This is a genomic window from Kitasatospora sp. NPDC001539 (assembly GCF_040298565.1).
In the GTDB taxonomy this organism is placed as follows: Bacteria; Actinomycetota; Actinomycetes; order Streptomycetales; family Streptomycetaceae; genus Kitasatospora.
Map to the genome: position 1 here is coordinate 1 of NZ_JBEPAK010000485.1, position 1,371 is coordinate 1,371.

A 1,371-nucleotide genomic window follows, 5' to 3' on the forward strand; every position below is an offset into this window, starting at 1 on the left:
CTAGTACTGCAACCGCACTTGATCATGGTTGACTTGGCGAGTGATTGATCTTGGGGTGGGGCAAGTCGAGGAGTGGAAGGCGGCGCTGGCGGGACTGCACGCCCGCTTCGCGTCGCGCTTCACCAGATCGGAGCCGCGTGGGCGGGCGCTGGAGTACATGGCAGGACTGATCGCCCCGCTGGAGCGCAAGAACGGGTGGTCGCTGGCGGAACGGGCCGGCGAGGGCTGCCCGGACGGGATGCAGCGCCTGCTGAACTCGGCCGACTGGGACGCCGACGCCGTCCGTGACGACGTGCGGGACTTCGTCATCGAGAGCATCGGCGACAAGAACGCGGTGCTGATCGGCGACGACACCGGCTTCCTCAAGAAGGGCACCCGCTCGGCCGGCGTCCAGCGCCAGTACACCGGCACCGCCGGCCGCACCGAAAACTGCCAGATCGGGACGTTTCTGGCCTACGCCTCGCCCAAGGGGCGGGCGTTGATCGACCGCGAGCTGTACCTGCCGACGTCCTGGACCGACGACCGTGCGCGCTGCCGGGCCGCCGGAATCGAAGACGACCTTCCGTTCGCCACGAAGATCGAGCACTTCCGGGCCATGCTCCAACGCGCCCTGGACGCGAACGTCCCGTTCGCCTGGGTGACCGCCGACGAGGCATACGGCCAGGTAAAGACCCTACGGTTCTGGCTGGAGGAACGCGGTGTGGCCCACGTACTGGCCACCAAGGTCAACGACACAGTGATCACCACCGGCGGTGGGGACGCCCGGGTGGACCAGCTCATCGCCTCTATGCCCCGGCAGGCATGGAAGCGAATGTCCTGCGGAGCCGGCGCTCACGGCCAGCGGATCTACGACTGGGCCCGGGTGCCGATCCGGATCTGCTGGGAGAACGGCTTCGGCCACTGGGTGCTCGCCCGACGCAGCGTCAGTGACCCCACAGAGATCGCCTACTACGTCTGCTACGGCCAGGCCGACACCCGGCTGACGGACCTGGCCAAGGTCGCCGGGGCGAGGTGGCAGGTGGAGGAGTGCTTCCAGGTTGCGAAGAACGAGTGCGGCCTGGACCACTACCAGGTCCGCCGCTACGAGGCCTGGTACCGGCACATCACCCTGTCCATGGCCACACTCGCCTGCCTGACCGCCGTCCGCGCACACGAGCTGTCAAAGGGGGCTCCGGATCCGGCCACGACGGCCTGATACCCCTGTCCGTCGCGGAGATCCGTCGACTCATCGGCCTGCTCCTCCACCCTCACTACCTCACCGCCGCACACCATCTGCGCTGGTCATACTGGCGACGACGTAGCCAAACCCGGGCACGCCGCAGCCACTACAAACGCCGAGGTCACACCCCATAACTGCGGTTGCAGTACTAG

Annotated in this window: 1 protein-coding gene; it reads left to right on the forward strand. The window is 67.4% G+C overall.

Features of this window, described 5'->3' with window-relative positions; translation table 11 throughout:
* The first annotated feature begins 55 nt into the window (after positions 1-55).
* A complete protein-coding gene (locus tag ABT247_RS33470) occupies positions 56-1,195 on the forward strand; it encodes an IS701 family transposase (RefSeq protein ID WP_502892551.1) in 1,140 nt (379 codons plus the stop codon).
* The last annotated feature ends 176 nt before the right edge of the window (positions 1,196-1,371 follow it).